At 67.0% G+C, this 8004-nt stretch carries 7 protein-coding genes; all 7 read left to right on the forward strand.

From position 1 onward, the window contains the following. The first annotated feature begins 451 nt into the window (after positions 1-451). The 7 genes from ABZ449_RS41220 (at position 452) to ABZ449_RS41250 (ending at position 7877) form a co-directional block, all read left to right on the forward strand. Positions 452-1123, forward strand: coding sequence for an HAD-IB family hydrolase (locus ABZ449_RS41220; protein WP_360357068.1), 672 nt, complete (start codon positions 452-454; stop codon positions 1121-1123). 525 nt (positions 1124-1648) lie between these two features. Further along, on the forward strand, positions 1649-1942 hold the full coding sequence (locus ABZ449_RS41225) for a hypothetical protein (protein ID WP_360357071.1): 294 nt from the start codon (positions 1649-1651) through the stop codon (positions 1940-1942). Positions 1943-2086: 144 nt separating this feature from the next. Beyond that, a complete protein-coding gene (locus ABZ449_RS41230) occupies positions 2087-3460 on the forward strand; it encodes a radical SAM protein (protein WP_360357074.1) in 1374 nt (457 codons plus the stop codon). Next, complete coding sequence (locus tag ABZ449_RS41235; protein ID WP_360357076.1) at positions 3444-4343, forward strand: hypothetical protein; 900 nt, start codon at positions 3444-3446, stop codon at positions 4341-4343. The genes ABZ449_RS41230 and ABZ449_RS41235 overlap by 17 nt, the downstream gene beginning before the upstream one ends. Before the next feature lie 11 nt (positions 4344-4354). After that, on the forward strand, positions 4355-5572 hold the full coding sequence (locus tag ABZ449_RS41240) for a hypothetical protein (protein ID WP_360357079.1): 1218 nt from the start codon (positions 4355-4357) through the stop codon (positions 5570-5572). Between the two features lie 11 nt (positions 5573-5583). Further along, positions 5584-6588: a radical SAM protein gene (locus tag ABZ449_RS41245; RefSeq protein WP_360357080.1), complete on the forward strand. Its 1005-nt coding sequence runs from the start codon at positions 5584-5586 to the stop codon at positions 6586-6588. Continuing rightward, positions 6585-7877 carry an MFS transporter gene (locus ABZ449_RS41250; RefSeq protein ID WP_360357083.1) on the forward strand — a complete coding sequence of 431 codons (1293 nt, stop codon included), beginning with the start codon at positions 6585-6587 and terminating at the stop codon, positions 7875-7877. The genes ABZ449_RS41245 and ABZ449_RS41250 overlap by 4 nt, the downstream gene beginning before the upstream one ends. Positions 7878-8004: the final 127 nt, after the last annotated feature.

The raw sequence follows: 8004 nt of genomic DNA on the forward strand, positions 1-8004 counted from the left end.
GCCGACGAGCTGTTCTCCGTGCTGATGGGCGAGGACGTCGAGGCCCGCCGCTCCTTCATCCAGCGCAACGCCAAGGACGTCCGCTTCCTGGACGTTTAGGCCGTTTGGTTTGGATGGGGGCGGACCGGAAGGGGAATGTCCGCGACGTGCATGTCGGCCGGCTGGATGGTCGAGGTGCTCCCGTAGCGGACAGTGATGCCGGACCACGGTGTGAGGTCTGCGCCCATCAGGGCACGCTGGTGATGTGCGGCAACTGTGGACAACGCCTGCGCCCTGGCCCCGGCAGCGCTGCAGTTGCTATCGAGGTGGCGCGCTACCTGAAGCCCGCCACTCGAACGGGCAGGTCGGCAACGCGACCCGGTGCGGATATCACTCTCGTGAACCGCCGCCCTATCGTTCTGCCCGCTCAACAGCCAGAGTTCGCCGACGACCGCCTGCCCCTGGAGCGCCCATGGACGCAGCTATCCTGCCGACCCGTCTGGTCTTCACCGACGTGGATGAAACGCTGATCAACTGCAGAAGCATGTTCGACTTTCTCGACTTCTACATGAGCGGACGCCACGGCGCGGCCGGCACCGCCAGAGCCCGGCAGGTACGCGAGTCCCTGCTGCTCCAGGCGTCTCGGGGGATACCGCGGGAGGAAACCAACCGGACGTACTTCCGGGCCTGGGCCGGCGAGCGGGCCGAGGATGTAGCGCGGTGGGGTGAGCGCTGGTTCGCGGAACGCTCAGGGAGCGGCTCCTTCTATCTGGCTTGTACTCGCGAGGCCCTGGTACGGCATCAGGCTGGCGGAGCCGCCATCGTTCTGGTCTCTGGGTCGTTTCTGGCGCCGCTGGACCCGATCGCACGGGATGTCCGAGCCGACCACGTGCTGTGCACTCGGCCCGAGGTACGTGACGGTGAGCTGACCGGACGAATCCTCGGCGCCCCCATGGTCGGCTCCGGCAAGGCGGCGGCCGTACGCTCGACGATGGCCCGCTATCCGTACCTCGACCCTGCGGACTGCTATGGCTATGGGGACCATGTCTCCGATCTGCCAATGCTGAGCGCGGTCGGGCATCCAGTCGTCGTAGGACCGAATCCCGACCTGCTGGCACGGCTGCCCACGGGGCACCGGCTGTGAGCACAGCCTTGTGTGGGTGCCGATACTCCTGCTGCCCCGCGCGTACTACCCCGGCCCGCGCCCGAAGATTGCCTGGAAGGTGTCGGTCAAGAGGCCAAGCATAGTCGTCCGTGGCACCACCACGCGGCCACCGCGATCGACGTCGCCAGGCTGGCCGGAGGAAGCAGAATACTTCTCCCGGAATCCACAGGCTTAAACGATTCCCATGCCCGACAGAAATATTGAGACGATCCCCCACCGAGCTGTTGAGCTGGCGGCCAGCGCCCCTAGGAGCCTCCGTAGTAGCCTGTCGCGATCGAGCACAATGCCCCATTTGTCATCGCATTTCCGGTTACCCCTAGTTAGCACACACTCCTGCTTGATCAGCCAATTTCGCCAAGTCAATGCGAATTGGCCCCGGATGGACGGGTTACTGGATTGCACGCATGCCAAGTTTCTAAAACGACTGACAGAGTTCGAGCACCTTGATATGTTCATGCTGTCGATCGTTAGTGGCTGATCGACCTCGACAAAGGAGATGTGACAGTGGTTCAGACCATCGCAAGCACATTCACTGCCGAGCAGGTTGCAGGGGCCGAGAAGGCCGCACAGACGCTGGAGGCGCTCGTGGCGCGTCTCGGGTTCGACGAGGACTTCGCCACGGCCCTGAAGGAGAAGCCGCGGCAGACCCTCGCCAGCGCCGGGCTCGTCATCGAGAAGGAGTCGATGGAGCTGCTGATGCTCGTCGACTCCGAGCGTTTCGACAAGGCGTGTGAGGAGCTGTTCGACCTGGTCGACTCGGACTTCCTCATCACGATGAGCGTGCCGTCCTGCGGCTGAACCACAAGGCCTCCTCGGCGCGTCTGAGCAACGCATAGGCGCACCGAACCGTTGCTCGACTCTTTGGCTGGGGCACGAGGGCTGTCCCTCGGTCAGTCCTCGTGCCCCAGCTCATTTCCGGCGAAGAGGTGCAGCATGTCACGCGTGGCGCTAGTGAACCTGGCCAGCCTTCCGATGCCTGGCAACCAGCCGATCTTTCCCATCGGGCTCCGTTGCGTCCAGGACGCCTTGGACCGTGCGGGCCATGTGACGCGACTGGTGGACTTCGTCGAGTCGCCGGCAAGTCTGGAGAACCTCGAATGGCTTGACGGCCGTTGGGACATCATCGGATTCACCATCAGGAACATCGATCCCATCGACATCACCTGCAACACCCACGTTGACGAATACGTCGCTTTCGCGGACCGGGTCCGGGCGGAACTCGACCGTCGCGGCCTTGACCCGGTGCTGGTCGGTGGGGGGCCGGGGTTCAGCCTCTTCGGCAGCCTGCTCGTCGACCGGCTGGGGCTCGACGTCGGCGTCATAGGTCCCGGGGAGCAGGCCATCCTGGATGTCGCGAACGACCCCCTGTCCTTCAAGGGGCGCGGGTCAACGGTCCAGGGTCGGCGGCACTGCGGATTCCTCACCGACACCCTGCGGCACCCATCCTCGCTGATGGCGGCGTACACGAACGCCCATCGGGCGATGATCGGCGTGGAGACCCGCCGGAAGACCTGCTACCAGACCTGCGGCTACTGCCCGTACGCCTATATCGACGGCGAGAACGCGGGCGATCTCAAACCCATGGATATCCTGGCCGAGGAGATCGTGGGGATCCATCGCCAGGGGTTCCGGAGGATCTTCTTCACGGACGGGATATTCAACAGCGAGCTGCGGTACGCCAAGGAAGTTGTCGGCCTGGTCCGGGATCTCGCCCTCGACGGGCTCAGCTGGTCGGCCTATTTCACTCCGAAACCCTTTGACGACGAGTTTGGCGAAATGCTTCAGGGGAGCGGCGTCGAAGCCGTGGTGGTTTCCCCGGACAGTCTCGACGACCGGGTGATGAGAAACCTCGGAAAGAGCTTCGACACCCGGCATGTGCTGCGTTTCCTGGAACGCAGTCGGAAGAACGACCTGCCGGTGCGGGTGAACGTCGTGTTCGGCGGCCCCGGGGAGACGAGAGAGTCCATCCGGAACAGTGCGGAATTCATCAACGAGAACCTCCGGGACGACGAACTGGTGATGCACGTCGGCTACCGGGTGCTGCCGGCCACCGCGCTCGCTCGCGACCTCGGAATGACCGACGACCAACTGCTTTATCCGGCCTTCTACCCCTTCGATTTCGACGTCTTCAACTGGGTGATCCAGGATTTGGACTCCCGTTTCGTCACGCCACAGCTCATGATGAACCTGATGGCTGGCCGGGCCGCGGCCCGGAAGATGGCCAGGGTGCTGTCCGCGCCGACGGTCACCCCGCCAACCGGGACGACCTTCCTCGCGCTGGCGGGCCAAGGCGGTGGCAATGGCTGCGACCACTGAGCCGGGCCCGGAGGCGGGCCTGGTGGCCCGACGGCTCCGGACCGGGGACGCCGAAGCGGCCGCGCGGCTCTGCTCGTTCGAGGACGTCGATGCGGCAGTCGTCGAACGGGAGCTGGCAGCCCCCGACGACTATTGCTGGATGGGCCTGTTCAGGGCGGACGGCACGCCGGCTGCAGTGCACCGCGGCATGCGCTGGCACCGGCACCTCCTGCTGAAGGGGGTTTTCGTCGATGATGGCCACCGCGGTGTCAGCGCCGCCGTCGGCGCGGCCTTCGCCATCAGGGACTGGGCCCGGCAGGCCGGATACGCCGGGGTCCTCGCCTGGATGGAACGGAACAAGCCGGAGGCCCAGTTGGCCGCCCGCCTCCGGATCCGTCCGGTCGGGCCGCTGCTGCACCGGTTCCTGGTTCCGCTCCCGGCCGCGGGTGACGCGGCCGGCTCTGACACCGCCCCCAGCACCGGCTCCGGGCTGCCCCGACCTGGCGCCGGCACCCTCACCGTGCCGCTCCCCGGCGAGGGGGCGCCCGCCGTCGGGGAACTGCTCGGCATCGAACAGGACGACCCGGACGGCACCCGGGTCGGCTGGATCCTGGACCGTTCCCGACTGGTGCTGAGCGGCAACCCCTGTCGTTCGGTCGACGACCTGAAGGTGCTCCGCGCGGCCGCCGCGCAGACGGCCGCCGCGACCGGGGCGACCGCACTCGAAGTCCTCTTCGAGGCGGCTGACCTTCTGACCGCGCTGTCCCTGGCCAAGGCGGGCGTGAAGCGGCTGAGCCGCTCCCCGGTCAACCTGGGCGTGCTCCACTTCGAGTCCCGCTCCGTGGACGGCTCGGCTGTCGAACGCCGCGCGGCTCTCGGACGCAGCGGGGCCGCGCGGCCATGACTCGCACACCCGTGACCCGACCGCAAGAGGCACGCCGGATCTGTCTGACCGAGGCGCCCGCCACGGCCGCCGCGCTGTTCCGGCGGCAAGGGCTCGGCCCACGCGATCTCGAAGCGCTGCTGTCCGCCGCGAACCGCGGGGCCGAGTCGAGCAGGGCGGAGACCGTGGAGTTGTCGGACGCCTGGGGGCGGCCGACGGACATGACCCTGTACGTTTCCCCGCCGCGCACGGACCGTACGCCGGGCGTGATCGTCGGACTGCATGGCGTCGGGAGTTCCGGTGCCGAGCTGGACGCCTACCTGCGCCCGTTCGCCGACGCGTGCGGCGCAGTGTTGCTCTGCCCGACCGCCCGCCAACCGGTCACCAAGCGGAGCAACTTCGACCTGGCCGGCCTCTTCGGCAGCCGGTTCCGCGACGACCGCTGGACGACCGATCCGGGCGACTACCCGGCGCAGGCGCTTCGCTGGGCAAGGGAGCACCTGGCCGTTGACACGGACCGCTGCGCGTTAATGGGCTCCTCGATGGGTGGCATCGCCACCTGGAGCATCGCCATGCGGCGCTGGGACTCTCTCAGCATGGCGACGTCCATCAACGGGGCGCCTTCGATGTGGGAGATGTTCGGACCTGACCAAGCCATGCGGGAGTTGCTGCCGAACCTGGTGAACCTGCCGTTCGCCGTGGTCCACGGGAACCGGGACCAGCAGATCCCACCCGTCCTCGACCAGGACGCGGTGACCCAGCTGAGGCGCCGGGGACACCAGGAACTCTCGTTCATCGAGGTGCCCGACGGCGAGCACAAGTTGAGCACCATGCGACTGCTCCCGGGGACTCCGCAGTTCGATGACGTCGTTCGGTGCTACCGCTCCGCACGCCGCGCCTCCTGGCCTGGCCGGGTCCGCCACCGCGCACGCGAGAGCGAGCACGGGAGGGCGCACTGGGTGGCGGTGGACGGCATCGCGGCTGGGCGGACGGCCTCCGTCGAGGCCCGGGCCGTGGACCGCTCGCGGCTGGACGTCCGAACGGCCGGCTGTTCCCGGGTGCGACTGTTCCTCAGCGACCGGCTGGTGGATCCCGGCCGGGTGGTGGTGACGGTCAACGGGAGCGACCAGGCAGTCGACTTTCGACCATCCCTTACGAACACGGTCGCCACCTTTGCCGAGTCGGGCGCGGACACCGGCCGCTTGGCGCACATGGTTGTTGATGTGGAAACACCCGAGATCGACGAGTGAGAAGGCACGTTTTGCTGACCCGTGAAGAGATGCGCAGACTGCTGGTGGCACGCGGCCAGGAACAGGAGGAGCTTTTCGCGGAGAGCCGCCGGGTTCGGAACGAGCGCTTCGGCGCAACTGTCGTCCTACGTGGCGTCATCGAGCTGACCAACGTGTGCCGGGTGAACTGCGACTACTGCCCGATGCGTCGCGACAACGTCCGCGAGAACGACACCTTTTTTCTGACGGCCGACCAGATCGTCTCAACCGCCGAGCTGATCCGAGACAACGGGATCGACGTCGTCCTGCTGCAAGGCGGCGAAACCCCGTCGGTGCTCCCGATCCTGGAGAACGCGATTCCGCGGATTCGCCAGCTGTACGACGACCGGGTCGAAGTGCTCCTGAACGTCGGCAATCTCAAGCGCACCCAGTACGAACGGCTGCACGCACTCGGCGCCCTCAGCTACATCCTCAAACACGAGACTAGCGATCAAGACTTGCACCTGAGGATCCGTCACGAAACCCTGGACAGTCGTCTGCGCCACCTGCGGGACCTCCAGGAAGTCGGCTTTAAGATCGGCACCGGCCTCATCTCCAGCCTGCCGGGACAGAGCTTGGACAGCATCGTCGACGACATCGAGCTGGCGGGTGAGATCGGCGCGGACATGTGCAGCGTAAGCCCGTTCATTCCGGCTCCGAACACACCGATGAGCCTTGCACCTATCGGCGACAACGAGTTGGCGCTCAACGTGATTGCCCTACTCCGCCTGAACTTCCCGCATTTGCTGATCCCCTCGGTCAGCGCGCTCGAGCGGGTGGGTGGCGGTGGACAGTCGCGCGGGCTCGACGCCGGCGCGAACGTCATGACTGTCAACTTCTCCGGCGCCGGCGACCAGAAGCGCTACTTGATCTACGGTAAGGACCGGTTCGTCGTGACACTCGACCATGTGCGGGGTCTGGTGGAGTCCTCCGGGCTCGAACTGCGAGGCTCGGTGTTCATCGAGCAGGAGGCGATGAGCGAGGGAGCCGCCCGGTGAGCACGTCCGTGTCCGGCACGCCTGCCGCCGGAGTGAACAGCGGCAAGTTCCTCCGCTTCTGGGCTGCCCAGTCCACATCCCAGCTCGGTCAGCGGTTCGGCCTCGTCGCGCTGCCCGTCATCGCGATCGAGACCTTGCACGCGGGGACCTCCGAGGTCGGGTATCTGACCGCAGCCCTCACTGTCTGTTACCTCCTGGTCGGTCTCCCCGCGGGCGCGTGGGTCGATCGCAGGCCGAAGCGGGCCATGATGATCAGGTCGGCGGTGGTGCGTGCTCTCGTTCTGGCCACCATCCCGGCCTTGTGGGCCGCCGACCGGCTCTCCCTCGGGTGGCTGTACGGTGCCGCGATCGTCGTCGGCATCGCCTCGGTCTTCTTTGATGTCGCCTATCAGTCGTACGTGCCGTTCATCGTGCCCGACGAAGCCATCGAACCGGCCAACGCACGGCTGGAGGCCTCGGCCCAGGTCTCCGCGGCCGGCGGGCCCGCCCTCGCCGGGCTGCTGCTCAAAGTCGTCAGCGCCCCCGTGGTACTCGTCGTCGACGCGGTCGCATACGTGGTGTGTGCTGGCTTCCTCGCGACCGTCAAGGACTCGGAGCCGCCCCACGCTAACGAGAAGGGTGAGCGCCCCCGGCTGGCCCACGACATCCGCGCCGGCGTCCAGTTCGTCATCGGCAACCCAGTGCTACGGCGACTGTGCGTCTCAGTCGGGGTGTCGAACTTCTTCGCCACGATCGTCATGACGCTCACCCCTCTGCTCATCCTCACCGAACTGGGGCTCGGGACCACCGTGATGGGCATCGTGCTCGGCGTCGGCACACTCGGTGGCCTGGTGGCATCGGCCACCCTGCCCAGGATCCGTGCCCGGCTGAGTGCCGGTACGGTCATGGCGGTCGGGCTGCTGCTGGCCGGCCTCTCCATGGTGGCCTTCCCGATCGCCGGGTCTCTGAAGGGGGCGTCTGCGGCGCTGCCAGTCGCCCTGCTCATCCTGGGCCAGTTCGGTATGACCTGGAGCGCGGTGACCTTCAACATCACCCAGGTCAGCGTGCGGCAGCGGACCTGCCCCAAGGACATGCTGGCCCGGATGAACGCGTCGATCCGCTTCGTCATCTGGGGCAGCATGCCGCTCGCGGCGATCCTGGCCGGCTGGCTCGGTTCCCACTTGGGGGTCGTGGCGTGCATGTGGATCGGTGTGGTGGGGTCGTTCCTGACGGCTCTTCCCATCATCGGCATGGATCGGCTGATCCAGAGGACGACCCCGTCGGCGCCAGCTCCCCTGCAGAATGTCTGAGGCGCGTCGGCAGCTGGCCGGGGCGGTCCTGGCCGCCGGTGGACGGCTCGACGGGTCCGGTCCGGAGGCCACTGCGGCCCGCATCGACCGGTGTGCGCGGTGGTTCCGGCGCGCCGGAGTGGGCGAC

This window comes from Kitasatospora sp. NPDC005856, from assembly GCF_040629945.1.
In the GTDB taxonomy this organism is placed as follows: domain Bacteria; phylum Actinomycetota; class Actinomycetes; order Streptomycetales; family Streptomycetaceae; genus Kitasatospora.